The organism is Herbiconiux sp. L3-i23 (genome assembly GCF_023734115.1).
Taxonomy (GTDB): domain Bacteria; phylum Actinomycetota; class Actinomycetes; order Actinomycetales; family Microbacteriaceae; genus Naasia.
Window position 1 is genome coordinate 3,010,508 of sequence record NZ_AP025737.1, and the last position, 13,463, is coordinate 3,023,970.

Sequence of the window (13,463 nt, forward strand, 5' to 3'; positions counted from 1 at the left end):
GGCTTCTCGCGATGGATGCTACGCGCACGTTCCGGCGCGAATACCGCGTCAGAACGTGCGCGCTCGCCCGGAACGCCCTACATGCCTGGGGCAGGGACGTGAGAACGCACGTTCCGGGCTTATGTGCCCGCCGGAACGTGCGTTCGTGCCCGCAATATCGGATTCAGCGGGTCGGATCTAGTGGGTGGCGGCGGCCGATGAGGTGTCCTGGGTCCAGGACTCCGAGGCGTTCTGCTTGGGCTTCGCGAAGAAGGCCACGATCAGTGCGCCTACCAAAGCGATCGCCGCCGGCAGCAGCAGGGTCTGGCCCATCGCGGTCGCGAAGCCGGCCTGCAGCGCCTCGGGCAGGGCGCCCGACCCGAACTCGGCGTTCGCAGAGCCGCCCGACGCTCCCGCGGGAAGCTCGGCCGCGAGGCGCGACTCGATGAGCACCGCGATCGAGGCGCTGCCGAGCACTGCCCCGATCTGACGGGTCGTGTTGAACACGCCCGACCCCGCACCCGCGGAGCGCGGCGGGAGGTTGCGCGTCGCCGTGTTCGAGATCGGCGCCCAGATGCCGGCGTTCGCGAGGCCGAGGACGGCGCTCGGGAACAGCAGCGCCCAGATCGGGGTGTCCGGAGTGAGGATCAGCGAGTACCAGCCGAGCGCGACCGCGAGCAGCACCAGACCGGTCACCGCGAGGTTGCGCGGGTTGATGCGGTCGATGAGGCGGCCGACGACCGGTGCGAGGCCCGCCGAGATGACGGCCATCGGCACGAGCATCAGCGACGACTCGGTCGGGGTGAGGCCCCGGACGGTCTGGAAGTAGAACACCAGCGGCAGCGACATGCTCGTGATCGCGAAGCCGACCGCGGTGATACCGGCGTTCGCGAGCGAGAAGTTGCGGTCGCGGAACAGACCCAGCGGCAGCAGCGGCTCACCCTTGCCGACGCGCTGCCAGACCACGAACGCGGCGAGCACGACGACGCCCGCGATGATCAGCGACCAGACGGAGATCGGGCCGGCGATGGTGCCCCAGTCGTAGGTCTCGCCCTCCTGGATGCCGAAGACGAGCAGGAACATGCCGACCGCGCTTAGCACGACGCCGAGGATGTCGAACTTGTGCGAGTGGGTCGCGAGCTTCGGCACATTGCGGGCCACCAGCACGAAGGCGACGATGCCGACGGGCACGTTGATGAAGAAGATCCACTCCCAGCCGAAGCCGTCGACCAGCAGGCCGCCGAGGATCGGGCCGACGAGCGTCGCCACACCGGCGGTCGCTCCCCAGACGCCCATGGCCGCGCCGCGGTTGTTCGGCGGGAAGATGCGGGTGATGACGGCCATCGTCTGCGGCGTCATCAGCGCCGCGCCGAGTCCCTGCACCACGCGCGCGGTGATCAGCATGCCGATGTCCCCGGCGAAGCCGCACCACGCGGACGCCGCGGTGAAGACGACGAGCCCGGCGAGGTAGAGGTTCTTCGGCCCGAATCGGTCGCCGAGGCGGCCCGTGATGAGCAGGGGCACCGCGTAGGGGAGGAGGTAGGCGCTCGTCACCCAGATGACCGCGTTGATGTCGGTGTCGAGGCCGCGGAGGATGGCCGGGTTCGCCACCGACACGATCGTGGTGTCGATCAGGATCATGAAGAATCCGAGCACCAGCGACCAGAGCGCCGGCCAGGGACGGACACCGGGGGCGATGTCGGGGGTGGGGGACGCGGTCGTCCCGGTCTTGTCACTCATCGAACGTGTCTTTCGTAGAAGGGGTGTGAAGGAGGAAGGCGTGTGTGAGCGCTGGCGGCGCAGGCGTCACCAGGCGATATCGCCGGATTCGATGCGGGCGAGCGTGGCATCGATCCAGTCGACCTGTGCGCGCAGCATGGACCGGCGGTAGGTGAGGTCGATCCAGATCTTCTCGTCGAGCGATTTCTGCCGCACGGCGGCGATCCCGTGGTCGATCGTGGCGAGCTCCTCGTCGATCCGCCGGATGCGGGAACGCAGCAGCAGCACCACGTCGGTGGCGGGAAGCAGATTCGCCTCGCTCAGGGCGAGGGCGAACTCGGGGAACTCGACGGCGGGAGTGGCGAGCATCGACGCGATCGCCGCGTCGAGTTCCTCCCTGCCGCGCTCGGTGATGCGATACGTGGTGCGTTCGGGCCGGTTGCCCTCACGGTCGACCCCCACCTCGTCGGCGAGCCCGTCGGTGTTGAGCCGTTCGATGGTTCGGTAGAGGGTTCCCGCCGAGACTCGAACGACCCTGTCCTCGCGCCGCTTCAGCATGAGCTGGAACATCTCGTAGGGGTGCATCGGCCGCTCGCTGAGAAAGGCGAGCGCCGCGACGGCGAGGGTGGGGAGGGACATTGCGTCTTCCGGTCGAACTATTCCGCATGGAATATACCCGTGGAAGCCGACGATGTCGACACCCCGCGCCTAGGCTCGGAGCGTGCGACTCGACACCATCCACCACATCGCGATCATCGCGAGCGACTACGAGCGCTCGAAGGACTTCTACACACGGGTACTCGGGCTCGAGCTCATCGAGGAGTTCTACCGCGCCGAGCGCGACTCATGGATGGGCAAGCTCGCCGTCGGCGGACGCTACCTGGTCGAGCTCTTCTCATTCCCGTCCCCGCCGCCGCGGGCGACGTGGCCCGAGACCACAGGGCTGCGCCATTTGGCGTTCGAGGTCGACGATGTGGAATCGACGCTCGCCGAACTCGACGAGGCCGGAGTGCGCCACGAAGAGCTGCGGACCGACCCGCACACGGGCAAGAAGATGGCGTTCTTCTTCGACCCCGACGATCAACCGCTCGAGCTCTACGAGCGCTAGCGCTCCTCGCCCGCGGCGATGCGCTCGTGGTGGTGGATGACCTCGGCCACCACGAAGTTGAACCACTTCTCGGCGAACACCGGGTCGAGGTTCGCCGTCGACGCGAGCGCCTTGAGTCGCGCGATCTGCTGACGCTCCCGGTCGGGATCCGCCGGGGGCAGCCCCCGCGCGGCCTTCAGCTCGCCGACCTTCTGGGTGGCCTTGAACCGCTCGGCCAGGAGGTGGATCAGCGCGGCGTCGATGTTGTCGATGCTCTGCCGCAGCGACAGCAGCTCATCGATGGCGAACTGATCCTCGGGCGACAACGGCTGATCCGACAGGCTCATGCTCCGAGGTTACTGGCAGGTGCGATGCGGAAAACTCGGAACTCCGCGCGCCTGAATGTCGGCCGTAGGAGAAGTGAAGGACTGCTATGACAACCGATGCGACCGAGTCGGAGACCGACACCAAGCTCAAGAAGGGCATCACCGGGCTGCTGCTGTTCGTCTTCATCCTCGGAGACGTGCTCGGCGCGGGGATCTATGCACTGATGGGCGTGCTCTCCGCCGAGGTCGGCGGCGCCCTGTGGGCACCCCTGCTCGCCGCGCTCCTCCTGGCCCTCCTGACCGCCGGCTCCTATGCCGAGCTCGCGACGAAGTACCCGCGAGCCGGAGGAGCCGCGGTCTTCGCCGAGCGGGCGTTCAAACTGCTGTGGCTGTCGTTCCTCGTCGGCTTCTCGATGCTCGCCGCCGGCGTCACCAGCGCGGCGGGACTCGCCCTCGCGTTCTCGGGCGACTACCTCTCGACCTTCATCGACGTGCCACCGGTGCTCGCCGCGATCGTCTTCCTCGCCGCCGTCGGCGCACTGAACGCGCGCGGCATCTCCGAGTCGATGCGCACGAACCTCGTCATGACGGTCATCGAGCTGAGCGGCCTCGTCATCGTGGTGATCGCGGGGGCGGTCGCGCTCGGCGGCGGCACCGGCGACGTCAGCCGTGTCGGCGAATTCCCGTCCGGGGTGAGCCCGGCCCTCGCCGTGCTGGGCGGCGCGATCATCGCCTACTACTCGTTCGTCGGGTTCGAGACGTCGGCCAACGTGATCGAAGAGGTCCGCAATCCGTCGAAGGTCTACCCTCGGGCACTGTTCGGCTCGTTGCTCGTCGCGGGCGCCGTGTACATCCTCGTGGGTCTCGCCAGTTCCATCGTGCTGCCGACGGAAGAACTGCAGGACTCGAGTGGCCCGCTGCTCGAGGTGGTCGCCGCGAGCGGTATCGCGGTCCCCGACTGGCTGTTCAGCGCGATCGCACTCGTGGCGGTGGCGAACGGCGCCCTCCTCACGATGATCATGGCCAGCCGTCTCGCGTTCGGCATGGGCGAGCAGGGGCTCCTGCCCGAGGTCTTCGGCCGTGTCCTTCCGAAGCGGCGCACCCCGTGGGTCGCGATCCTCGTGACCACCCTCGTCGCAATGGGACTCACCGCCGTCGGCGACCTCTCCACCCTCGCCGAGACCGTCGTGCTTCTGCTGCTCTTCGTGTTCCTGAGCACCAACATCGCGGTGCTCGTGCTGCGCCGCGACACGGTGGAGCACAAGCACTTCAAAGTCTGGAGCTTCGTCCCGGTCCTGGGCGCACTGTCCTGCGTCGGCCTGCTGACGCAGCAGGCGCCCCACGTCTGGCTGTTCGGCGGCATCCTCCTCGCCGTGGGCTTCGTCCTCTACCTCGTCGCACGATTCGCCCGGCGGAAGAGCACCGCGGAATGACGAGTGGCCCGGACTCCGCGAGTCCGGGCCACCGTCTCGTCGTCAGGAGACGACGGTGAGTGTCACGTCGATGTTGCCCCGCGTCGCGTTCGAGTAGGGGCAGATCTGATGCGCGGCCTCGGCGAGCTGCTGCGCCTGCTCCTCCGACACGTTCGGCACGTAGACGTCGAGTTCGACGGCGAGGCCGAAGCCGCCCTCGCCGTTGCTGCCGATGCTGCCGATGCTGACGCTCGCCGACACCGAGGCATCGGTGGTGTCGAGCTTCTCCTGGCGGCCCGCCGCGTGCAGAGCGCCGAGGAAGCACGCGGAGTAGCCGGCGGCGAAGAGCTGCTCGGGGTTGGTCCCGTCGCCGGATCCGCCCATCTCCTTGGGCGGTCGGGTGTCGAAGTCGAGTCGGTCGTCTTCGCTGCGGATATGACCGTCGCGGCCTCCGCCGGTGGCGTGGGCGATCGCGGTGTAGATGGCTTCCATTCGCGTCACCCTAATACCGTCCGGCAGTCGCCTTTCTGAGAGCCCGCACGGGATGGGACGCCACCGTCAGGCGCGCAGCGCGTCGATCCGGGACACCAGATTCGCGCGCACCTCGGGCCATTCGTCGACGATGATCGAGAAGACCGCGGAGTCGCGCCACGTGCCGTCGGCGCGGATCTTGTCGCGGCGCGCGACGCCCTCGAAAGTGGCCCCGAGCTTCGCGATCGCGGCGCGCGAGTGCGTGTTCACCATGTCCGCCTGCAGCTTGACCCGTCCGAAGCCGTGCGCGAACGCGTGGTCGAGCATCAGCAGCTTCGCCTCGGGATTGACGGCGGTGCCCCACACGGAGGGCGCCCACGCCGTCCAACCGAGGTGCACGGCCTCGCCCACGAGATCGAGGTCGCTGAGCGTCGACGTGCCGACGACCTCGCCCGATTCGACCGCTCGCGCGACGAATGTGGTGCCCGGGCCACCCCAGACGTAGTATTCGTGTGCGAAGTCGACGAAGCCCTCGAGGGTGTCGCGGTAGCCTGCCGGCCCTCCGCCGTAGCCGCTCGCGAACACTTCGGGACGCCCGATGGCGGCGTAGAGCTGTAAAAGATCCGTTTCGGCGATCGGCGACAACTCGATGACCCGCCCCCGCAGGACGGCGGGTTCGGGGATGCGGGCCGTCATGTCAGTCGAGCAGGTCGTGCCGGACGACGATCTCGTCACGTCCGGGTCCGACGCCGATGGCCGACATCCGCGATCCGCTCATCTCCTCGAGGGCGAGGACGTACTCCTGCGCCGCCCTCGGCAGGTCTGAGAACTCGCGTGCGCCGGTGATGTCCTCGTCCCACCCGGGAAGCTCTTCGTAGATGGGAACCGCGTGGTGGAAGTCGGTCTGCGAGACGGGGACCTCGTCGACACGGGTGCCGTCGACGTCATAGGCGACGCAGACGGGGATCTTCTCGAGCCCGGTGAGCACGTCGAGCTTCGTCAGGACGAAGTCGGTGACCCCGTTGATACGGGCCGAGTAGCGGGCGATCGGCGCGTCGTACCAGCCGGTGCGACGGGGGCGGCCGGTGGTGGTGCCGAACTCGAAGCCGCGGGCGCGCAGCCACTCGCCCGACGCGTCGAACAGCTCGGTCGGGAAGGGTCCGGCGCCGACGCGGGTCGTGTAGGCCTTGACCACGGCGATGACGCGGTCGATGCGGTTGGGGGCGACTCCCGAGCCGGTGGCGGCGCCGCCGCTCGTCGCGTTCGACGAGGTGACGAACGGGTAGGTGCCGTGGTCGACGTCGAGCATCGTCGCCTGGCCGCCCTCGAAGAGGACGGTCTTGCCGTCCTCGAGTGCGCGGTTCAGCTCGAGCGACGTGTCGGCCACCATGGGGCGCAGGCGATCGGCGTAGCTCAGCAGGTCGTCGACGATCTCGTCGGCCGAGATCGCGCGACGGTTGTAGACCTTCACGAGCAGGTGGTTCTTCTGATCGAGGGCGCCCTCGACCTTCTGGCGGAGGATGCCCTCGTCGAAGATGTCCTGGATGCGGATGCCGACCCGGTTGATCTTGTCGGCATAAGTGGGGCCGATGCCGCGCCCGGTGGTACCGATCTGCCGATTGCCGAGGAACCTCTCCGTCACCTTGTCGATCGTGCGGTGGTAATGGGTGATGACGTGCGCGTTGGCGCTCACCAGCAGACGCGAGACGTCGACACCGCGGGCACTCAGCGCGTCGAGCTCGGAGAACAGGACCTCGATGTCGACGACGACGCCGTTCGCGATCACCGGGGTGACTCCGGGGCTGAGGATGCCCGAGGGCAGCAGGTGCAGCGCGTACTTCTTGTCGCCGACCACGACCGTGTGGCCCGCGTTGTTGCCGCCGTTGAACTTCACGACGTAGTCGACGCGGCTGCCGAGGAGGTCGGTCGCCTTGCCTTTGCCTTCATCGCCCCACTGGGCGCCGATCAGCACGATGGCCGGCATGGGCCTCCCCTTCCGGTCTGGTCCGTGTACACCTGATCTTACCGAGCGCCCACCGACCATCCGTATAACTTGCACACCGCTGTGCAAGTTAGGTGTATCGTTGGCCGGTGCCCGCCTCCTCTCCGCCTCGTCCGCTGCGACGCGACGCCGCCGCGAACCGCGACGCGCTTCTCCTCGCGGCGCGCCGCGTGCTCGCCGCCGATCCCGAGGCGCCGCTCGAGGCGATCGTCGCCGACGCCTCCCTCACGCGTCGAGCCTTCTACGGCCACTTCCCCTCGCGAGACGCGCTGCTCGTCGAGCTCGCCCGCCGCGGGGCCTCCCGCGTGGCCGACGCGGTGCGCGACGTCGAACGCGATGACACCCGCCTCACCATCGCGCTGCTCGCCGCCCGCCTCTGGCGCGAAGTCGCCGATGTGCGTGTACTGACCCAGCGCACCCTGCACGGCCCGCTCGCGGCGGAGATCGCCGAGCCCCTCGCCCCGGTGCGTGCGCTCCTCGTCCGCACCGTCGAGCGCGGCATCGCGAACGGCGAGCTCCGCCGCGACATCCCCGCCGAGACGCTCGCCCGCCTGCTCGAATCGGCCGCCCTCGCGGTGCTGGACGAGGCGGCGACCACCGGCATGGCGAGCGACGACGCCCGGACGCTCGCGATGCGATCGACTCTGTCGACCGCCGGCCTTTCGTGGGCCGAGGCCGCGTCGTTGCTCGAAACGACCCCCGAGCTACAGGAGGATGCGTAACCGATGCGTATCACCGCCGACGAGATCGCGATCGGCAGCGGGATCGCCGCCGCCCTCCCTCCGACCAGCTTCAGCTTCGCCGACGGCGAGCCGATGAGCGTCGCCGTCGACACCGCCGACCGCCCGACCGTGCTCGCCCTCGCGACGACGGGACGGATGCGGCTCGACCGGGGCAGGATGCTGGTCGACGGGCGCGTGCAGGCCTCCGAGCTGCGCCGCGCGAGTGCGATCGTCGACGCCCCGTCCGTCGCGGAACCGTCCGACGCCGTCAGCACCCGGCATGTGGTGCACGAGGAACTCGTGATCTCGGGGCAGCCGAACTCACGCGGCGACGTCGACGCCCTCCTCGACCGCGCGGGCGCTCTCGACTACGCCGACGCCCCCCTCGGCGCCCTCCCCGGGGCGCTGCGCATCCGGCTGCTCGCCGAGTCCGCCGCGTCACGTCCGGGGGTGCGTGCCCTGGTGCTCACCTCGCCGGAACGACACGGCGGCGATCCTCGGGACCTCGCCGGGCTCGTCGCCGAGCTCTCCGACCGCGGCTTCGCCGTGCTCACCCTCACCTCGGCCGTCGCCGCCCGAGCCCTCTCCTGAACCAGCACGACTTAGGAATCGACGGATGACGATCCTCAATCTGATCGGCGCCGAGCTGCGCCGTCTTCTCGCGACCCCGCTCGCTCGCCTCGCGTTCGTGGCGCTGATGATCGTGCCGCTCATCTACGGCGGCCTCTATCTCTGGGCGAACCGCGACCCCTACTCGGCGCTCGACCGGGTGCCTGCCGCGCTCGTCGTCGAAGACACCGGCACCACCGTCGACGGGGAGGCCGTCGACTACGGCGCCGACATCGCCTCGACCGTGGTCGACGGCGGCGACTTCGACTGGACGCAGACCTCGGCCGAGGACGCCGCGGCGGGAGTGCGAAGCGGCGACTACGACTTCAGCATCACGCTGCCCGCCGACTTCTCGCGCGACCTCGCCTCCGCTTCGACCGACGATCCCACGCAGGCGCGGGTGGTGCTCACCACGAGTGATACCAACAGCTACCTCACCAGCACCATCGCGGGTCAGGCGGCGCAGACCATCCGCACCCAGATCGCCGAGCAGGTCGGCGAGGAGGCCGCGGACCGCTTCCTGGTCGGCTTCGCGACGATCCGCGAGGACCTCGGCACGGCGCTCAACGGCGCGACTCGGCTGGCCGACGGTCTGAACCAGAGCGCGGCGGGCGCGTCGACGCTCGCCGACGGCACCGTCGCCCTTTCCGACGGGGCGGCGCAGCTCGCAGGCGGGCTCGACGCGCTCGACGACGCGACGGCCGGACTGCCGGCGAGCGCGAACCAGCTGTCCTCCGGCGCCGCGCAGGTCGCCGCGGGCAATGCGGAGCTGGCGACGCGCGGATCCGCCGTGGCGGCCGCGTCGGCGCAGGCCGCGGCACGGGTGCCGCAGGCGCGCGCCGACCTCGTCGCGCTTCTCGATGCGACGGATCTGACCGCCGACCAGAAGGCCGAGATCCTCGCGGCGGTCGATCCGATCGGAACGGATGTGGAGACCGCGAACGCGGCGATCCAGACGGTGAACGGCCAGCTCGGAGCGCTCGCGGCGGGAAGCACAGCCGTCGCCCAGGGCGCCCGGCAATTGGCGGCGCAGGCGCCCGCACTGGCCGACGGGATCGGCTCCGCCGCGTCCGGCGCCGACGATCTGGCTTCGGGTGCGGCGAGCGCCCGCGATGGCGCGGCACAGCTCTCGACCGGGACCGCTCAGTTGGCAACGGGTGCCGCCGAGCTGCGCGACGGGCTCTCCTCCGGACTCTCGGCGATCCCGGACGCCGACGACGCCACCCGCACCGCGCAGGCGTCGACGATCGGCGACCCGGTCGACCTCGCCACCGACGATCTCGCGAAGGCGACCGATTACGGCGCCGGGCTCGCCCCCTTCTTCCTCAGCCTTGCCGCATGGATCGGGCTCTACGCCCTGTTCCTCATCATCAAGCCGCTCTCGAGGCGCGCGATCACCGCCCTGACCGCGCCGTGGAAGGTCACGCTCGCCGGCTGGTTGACTCCCGGGCTGCTGGGTGTGGTGCAGTCCGCGATGCTCGTCACCCTTGCGGGAGCGGTGCTCGGTTTCGGCATCGTCGAGCCGCTCGGGATGTTCGGCTTCGCCGCACTGGTATCACTCACGTTCGCCGCGATCCTGCTCGCCCTCAACGCCCTGCTCGGGTCGGTGGGCCAGTTCATCGGACTCGTCCTGATGGTCGTGCAGCTGGTCACCGCGGGCGGTACCTTCCCCTGGCAGACGCTGCTCGAACCGCTCGCGTGGCTGCACCGGCTGCTGCCCATGAGCTACTCGGTCGACGGCTTCCGGCACTTGATGTACGGGGGCTCGACGGGCGCGGTCGTCGGCGACATCGCCGTGCTCCTCGGCTGGCTGCTCGTCAGCCTGCTCGCCACCTACCTCACGGCGTCCCGCATGACGCGGTTCCGCACGCTGCGGGACCTGCGCCCGTCGCTGATCGGCTGACCTCCCCTTCTTGCCGGTTCGGCAAGAAGGGGCTGCCGGGCGCCGCGCGATTCGTACTCTGACGTCGGAGGTACGAGATGGACGAGCGGCACGAGCACGGGGCGAGCGGGGCGAGCGGCGAGGCGACGGAGATGTTCGAGCCCGAGGCGTGGGAGCAGCGCTACTCCGGCGACGAGGCGGTGTGGAGCGGCCGTCCGAACCCTCAGCTGGTCGCCGAAGCGGAGAAGCTGGACACGGGCACCGCGCTCGACGTCGGCTGCGGCGAGGGCGGCGACGTCATCTGGCTCGCCGCCCGCGGCTGGCGGGTGACCGGAGCGGACTTCTCGGCCAACGGCTTGGCCCGAGCCGCCCGCAATGCCGAGGCCGCCGGTGTCGCCGACCGCACCGACTGGTGGCAGGTCGACGCTCGCGAGTTCGACGCGGCGGGGCGCTCGTTCGACCTCGTCACGACCCATTTCCTTCATCCGCCGTCGGGCGGGATGGTCGAGGTCACCCGCCGTCTCGCGACCGCCGTCGCGCCCGGCGGACACCTGCTCGTCGTCGGTCACGCCCCGTCAGCGAGCTTCACGGGGCTGAGCGCACGGCACCGCGACGCGATGTTCGTCGCCGAGGATCTACTGCCCGCGCTGCCCGAGGACTTCGAGCCGCTCGTCGTCGAGCAGCGGCTGCGGACCGCCGTGCGCGACGGCGTCAGCATGGACGTCCACGACTCGACCCTGCTCGCCCGGCGTCGCCCCTGACTCCGCGACCGGTCAGGGCGTGGCGTGCTGCACGATCCAGGTGTGCATCACGATCGCGGCCGCGGCGGAGGCGTTGATCGACCGCGTCGACCCGAACTGGCGGATCTCGACGGCCAGGTCCGCGGCCGCCAGCGCCTCGGCGCTGAGCCCTGGCCCCTCCTGGCCGAACAGCAGGACGCACCGCTCGGGCAGTGTCATCGTCTCGATGGGCACCGACCCGGGCAGGTTGTCGACGGCGACGATCGGCAGATCCCTCTCCCGAGCCCAGGCCACGAGATCGTCGATGGTCTCGTGGTGCAGCACGTGCTGGTAGCGGTCGGTGACCATGGCTCCGCGCTTGTTCCACCGCCGCCGACCCACGATGTGCACCGTCTCGGCGAGGAACGCGTTGGCGCTGCGCACGATCGAGCCGATGTTGAGGTCGTGCTGCCAATTCTCGATGGCGACGTGGAACGGGTGCCGGCGGCGATCGAGGTCGGCGACGATCGCCTCCATCGTCCAGTAGCGGTACCGGTCGATCACGTTGCGGGTGTCGCCGTGGGCGAGGAGCTCGCGATCGAAGCGGGGGTCGTCGGGCAGCTCGCCGGGCCAGGGGCCGACTCCGTGCGTGCTCAGCTCGGGGGTTGCGGGCGTGCCGTCGTCGATGCGCTCGCCCTCCACGAGCGTCAGGTTAGCGGAAGCGGACGCACGGCTGAGTCGGGTGCACCGCGTAGCGTTGACGGTATGGCGAGGGAACGTGGTCTTCAGGCTCCGAAGCTGCACCCGCTCCCCGGGTTCGAGCTCGAGGAGGTCGACGGCGACCGGCTCGCCGCCGAGGAGAGCGTCGACCGAGCCCGGCTGCGATTCGGCGCACGCGGTGAGGCCCGACTCGATTTCGCCGCACTGACCGAGTGCGACCTGCCCGAACCGCGTCTCGAGTCGCTGTCCACCCGGGGCGCGCGGTTGAACGAGGTGCGCCTGAGCGACGTCGACATCGTCACCTGGCACAGCCGCGATGCGTCCTGGCGGGACGTCGAGCTCGGACCCGGTCGCGTCGGATCGCTCGATCTGTCCGACGGCGAGGTGCGCGCCGCGACCGTCTCCGGGTTGCGGATCGGCTACATCGACCTCCGCGCGGCGACGCTCTCGGACGTGCTCTTCGAGGGGTGCAGCATCGGCTCGCTCGACCTGCCTTCGGCATCGCTCACTCGAGTGCGTTTCGTGGACTGCACCGTCGATGAGCTCGACCTGCGGATGGCGCAGTGCTCGTCCGTCGATATCCGCGGCCTGACGATCGGCGCCCGATTCGAGATCTCCGGCCGGGCCGGCCGACCACCGCTCGAGGGTCTCTACGCGACGCCCGAGCAGGCGGCCGAACTGGCGCCAGTACTCGCTCGCACGGTAGGCCTCACCCTTCTCTGACGACTGCTCGGGCTACCCATACCGTTCTCGGCATGTGAGCCGCGGGCACGCCTCGGTCGTACGCTGGCGGGACACGACGGCCCGGGAGGTACCGATGCGCGCAGTCTCCGTCTCCGAGTACGGCGGCCCCGACGCCCTTCATCTCGTCGACCGCGGCGAACCGACGCCGGGTCGCGACGAGGTCCTCGTGCGCACCGACGCGACCGGCGTCAACTTCATCGAGACCTACCAGCGCAGCGGCATCTATCGAGTCCCGCTGCCCTTCACCCCCGGCGCTGAAGCGAGCGGAACCGTCATCGCCGCCGGCGACGACGTGACGACCTTCTCCGTCGGAGATCGCATCACCACGGCGGAGGCGCGGGCGACCTACGCCGACGCATTCGTCGTCGAGGCGTCCAAAGCCGTCCGCGTTCCCGACGGCGTCGATGCCGAGACCGCGGCGGCCCTCCCCCTGCAGGGCCTCACCGCGCATTACCTCTCCCGCTCCGTCTTCCGCGCGGGCCCGGAGCATACGGTGCTGCTGCACGCGGGCGCAGGCGGCGTCGGCCTGCTGCTCACCCAGCTGCTGACCGCGGTCGGCGCACGGGTCATCACGACCGTGGGCGACGACGCCAAGGCAGAACTGTCGCGCCAGGCGGGCGCCGACGTCGTCCTCGGATACGACGGCGTCGCCGATCGGGTGCGGTCGCTGACCGACGGGCGCGGCGTCGATGTCGTCTACGACGGCGTCGGTCGTGCGACGTTCGACGACTCCCTCGCCTCGCTCGCGGTGCGGGGAACGATGGTGCTCTTCGGCGCATCGTCGGGCCCGGTGCCTCCGTTCGACCCTCAGCGCCTCAATGCCGGCGGGTCGCTGCTGCTCACCCGCCCGACGATGGGTCACTTCCTCCGCACCCCCGAGGAACGCGCGAGCCGGTATCGCGACCTGTTCGACGCGGTCGCCGGCGGTCGACTGCGCGTGCGAGTCGGCGAGCGCTTCCCGCTCGCGGAGGCATCCCACGCGCACCGCGCCCTCGAGTCGCGGGCGACGACCGGCAAGGTCCTCCTCCTGCCCTGACCGACGCGGCCCAGCGCATAGGAGCCACCCCCGTG

At 70.0% G+C, this 13,463-nt stretch carries 15 protein-coding genes; 8 read left to right on the plus strand and 7 right to left on the minus strand.

Annotated features, from left to right (window positions below):
- Nucleotides 1-177: 177 nt before the first annotated feature.
- Together NGH83_RS14385 and NGH83_RS14390 are read right to left on the minus strand one after the other, a co-directional pair.
- Nucleotides 178-1,719, minus strand: coding sequence for a DHA2 family efflux MFS transporter permease subunit (locus NGH83_RS14385; protein WP_251856935.1), 1,542 nt, complete (start codon nt 1,717-1,719; stop codon nt 178-180).
- Nucleotides 1,720-1,785: 66 nt separating this feature from the next.
- The gene (locus NGH83_RS14390; protein WP_251856936.1) at nt 1,786-2,337 is read right to left on the minus strand and encodes a PadR family transcriptional regulator; all 552 of its coding nucleotides are present in this window, start codon (nt 2,335-2,337) and stop codon (nt 1,786-1,788) included.
- Nucleotides 2,338-2,419: 82 nt separating this feature from the next.
- Between NGH83_RS14390 and NGH83_RS14395 the strand changes: the two genes are divergently transcribed.
- A complete protein-coding gene (locus NGH83_RS14395; protein ID WP_251856937.1) occupies nt 2,420-2,806 on the plus strand; it encodes a VOC family protein in 387 nt (128 codons plus the stop codon).
- Here NGH83_RS14395 and NGH83_RS14400 read toward each other — a convergent pair.
- A complete protein-coding gene (locus NGH83_RS14400; RefSeq protein WP_251856938.1) occupies nt 2,803-3,132 on the minus strand; it encodes a chorismate mutase in 330 nt (109 codons plus the stop codon). The two genes, NGH83_RS14395 and NGH83_RS14400, sit on opposite strands and share 4 nt — an antisense overlap.
- Before the next feature lie 86 nt (nt 3,133-3,218).
- On the opposite strand from NGH83_RS14400, the gene NGH83_RS14405 reads away from it, so the two are divergent.
- Nucleotides 3,219-4,544, plus strand: coding sequence for an APC family permease (locus NGH83_RS14405; RefSeq protein WP_251856939.1), 1,326 nt, complete (start codon nt 3,219-3,221; stop codon nt 4,542-4,544).
- 42 nt (nt 4,545-4,586) lie between these two features.
- On the opposite strand, the gene NGH83_RS14410 is transcribed toward NGH83_RS14405, so the two are convergent.
- The 3 genes from NGH83_RS14410 to NGH83_RS14420 form a co-directional block, all read right to left on the minus strand.
- Entirely contained in the window at nt 4,587-5,015 is a 429-nt protein-coding gene (locus NGH83_RS14410; RefSeq protein ID WP_305881787.1) for an organic hydroperoxide resistance protein, read from the minus strand.
- Between the two features lie 66 nt (nt 5,016-5,081).
- The gene (locus NGH83_RS14415) at nt 5,082-5,729 is read right to left on the minus strand and encodes a GNAT family N-acetyltransferase (protein WP_251856941.1); all 648 of its coding nucleotides are present in this window, start codon (nt 5,727-5,729) and stop codon (nt 5,082-5,084) included.
- The gene (locus NGH83_RS14420; RefSeq protein ID WP_251856942.1) at nt 5,692-6,978 is read right to left on the minus strand and encodes an adenylosuccinate synthase; all 1,287 of its coding nucleotides are present in this window, start codon (nt 6,976-6,978) and stop codon (nt 5,692-5,694) included. Before NGH83_RS14420 ends, NGH83_RS14415 begins: the two co-directional genes overlap by 38 nt.
- 107 nt (nt 6,979-7,085) lie before the next feature.
- Between NGH83_RS14420 and NGH83_RS14425 the strand changes: the two genes are divergently transcribed.
- The 4 genes from NGH83_RS14425 (at nt 7,086) to NGH83_RS14440 (ending at nt 10,970) form a co-directional block, all read left to right on the plus strand.
- On the plus strand, nt 7,086-7,718 hold the full coding sequence (locus NGH83_RS14425) for a TetR/AcrR family transcriptional regulator (RefSeq protein ID WP_251856943.1): 633 nt from the start codon (nt 7,086-7,088) through the stop codon (nt 7,716-7,718).
- 3 nt (nt 7,719-7,721) lie between these two features.
- Nucleotides 7,722-8,309, plus strand: a complete 588-nt coding sequence (locus NGH83_RS14430; protein ID WP_251856944.1) for a hypothetical protein — start codon at nt 7,722-7,724, stop codon at nt 8,307-8,309.
- Nucleotides 8,310-8,334: 25 nt separating this feature from the next.
- Nucleotides 8,335-10,230, plus strand: coding sequence for a YhgE/Pip family protein (locus NGH83_RS14435; protein WP_251856945.1), 1,896 nt, complete (start codon nt 8,335-8,337; stop codon nt 10,228-10,230).
- A 77-nt stretch (nt 10,231-10,307) separates the two neighbouring features.
- Entirely contained in the window at nt 10,308-10,970 is a 663-nt protein-coding gene (locus NGH83_RS14440) for a bifunctional 2-polyprenyl-6-hydroxyphenol methylase/3-demethylubiquinol 3-O-methyltransferase UbiG (protein ID WP_251856946.1), read from the plus strand.
- Nucleotides 10,971-10,982: 12 nt separating this feature from the next.
- On the opposite strand, the gene NGH83_RS14445 is transcribed toward NGH83_RS14440, so the two are convergent.
- Nucleotides 10,983-11,630 carry a TrmH family RNA methyltransferase gene (locus NGH83_RS14445; RefSeq protein ID WP_251856947.1) on the minus strand — a complete coding sequence of 216 codons (648 nt, stop codon included), beginning with the start codon at nt 11,628-11,630 and terminating at the stop codon, nt 10,983-10,985.
- Nucleotides 11,631-11,693: 63 nt separating this feature from the next.
- Between NGH83_RS14445 and NGH83_RS14450 the strand changes: the two genes are divergently transcribed.
- Nucleotides 11,694-12,371: a pentapeptide repeat-containing protein gene (locus tag NGH83_RS14450; protein ID WP_251856948.1), complete on the plus strand. Its 678-nt coding sequence runs from the start codon at nt 11,694-11,696 to the stop codon at nt 12,369-12,371.
- A gap of 94 nt (nt 12,372-12,465) precedes the next feature.
- Complete coding sequence (locus NGH83_RS14455; RefSeq protein WP_251856949.1) at nt 12,466-13,428, plus strand: quinone oxidoreductase; 963 nt, start codon at nt 12,466-12,468, stop codon at nt 13,426-13,428.
- The last annotated feature ends 35 nt before the right edge of the window (nt 13,429-13,463 follow it).

Excerpts from the sequence above, each read along its gene's own strand:
- NGH83_RS14420 (WP_251856942.1), bottom strand. The coding sequence starts at position 6,978 with ATGCCGGCCATCGTGCTGATCGGCGCCCAGTGGGGCGATGAAGGCAAA.
- NGH83_RS14385 (WP_251856935.1), bottom strand. The coding sequence starts at position 1,719 with ATGAGTGACAAGACCGGGACGACCGCGTCCCCCACCCCCGACATCGCC.
- NGH83_RS14400 (WP_251856938.1), bottom strand. The coding sequence starts at position 3,132 with ATGAGCCTGTCGGATCAGCCGTTGTCGCCCGAGGATCAGTTCGCCATC.
- NGH83_RS14405 (WP_251856939.1), top strand. The coding sequence starts at position 3,219 with ATGACAACCGATGCGACCGAGTCGGAGACCGACACCAAGCTCAAGAAG.
- NGH83_RS14390 (WP_251856936.1), bottom strand. The coding sequence starts at position 2,337 with ATGTCCCTCCCCACCCTCGCCGTCGCGGCGCTCGCCTTTCTCAGCGAG.
- NGH83_RS14435 (WP_251856945.1), top strand. The coding sequence starts at position 8,335 with ATGACGATCCTCAATCTGATCGGCGCCGAGCTGCGCCGTCTTCTCGCG.
- NGH83_RS14455 (WP_251856949.1), top strand. The coding sequence starts at position 12,466 with ATGCGCGCAGTCTCCGTCTCCGAGTACGGCGGCCCCGACGCCCTTCAT.
- NGH83_RS14430 (WP_251856944.1), top strand. The coding sequence starts at position 7,722 with ATGCGTATCACCGCCGACGAGATCGCGATCGGCAGCGGGATCGCCGCC.
- NGH83_RS14410 (WP_305881787.1), bottom strand. The coding sequence starts at position 5,015 with ATGGAAGCCATCTACACCGCGATCGCCCACGCCACCGGCGGAGGCCGC.
- NGH83_RS14450 (WP_251856948.1), top strand. The coding sequence starts at position 11,694 with ATGGCGAGGGAACGTGGTCTTCAGGCTCCGAAGCTGCACCCGCTCCCC.
- NGH83_RS14440 (WP_251856946.1), top strand. The coding sequence starts at position 10,308 with ATGGACGAGCGGCACGAGCACGGGGCGAGCGGGGCGAGCGGCGAGGCG.